Annotated in this window: 1 protein-coding gene; it reads right to left on the reverse strand. The window is 53.1% G+C overall.

Going from position 1 to position 256, the window contains the following annotated elements; translation table 11 throughout:
• The coding region (locus O4G76_RS21010) for an autotransporter-associated beta strand repeat-containing protein (RefSeq protein ID WP_269399041.1) at nucleotides 1–256 on the reverse strand (256 nt) is incomplete at both ends.

Here is a 256-nt window from a genome sequence, read left to right on the forward strand (position 1 = left end):
GCCGTATGGTTAACACTCCCGCCATCAACTGCAAGCACACCTTCATAAACGGTCGTTCCTGATTGATAATGATTGTGTCCGGCGAGTGTCAGCTTTCCCGATCCCAGCTTGACCAGACCGCCAACGCCTTCGAGACCAACAGACGTCGCAACCGAATGTCCCTGCGTGTCAAGATAAGCGCTCGAATAGCCGATTTTAATATCACCAACGTGAAAGCCCGCAAAGAGATCCGCCTGATCGCGCGTCAGGCGAAGAA

The organism is Limimaricola sp. G21655-S1 (assembly GCF_027213785.1).
In the GTDB taxonomy this organism is placed as follows: domain Bacteria; phylum Pseudomonadota; class Alphaproteobacteria; order Rhodobacterales; family Rhodobacteraceae; genus Limimaricola.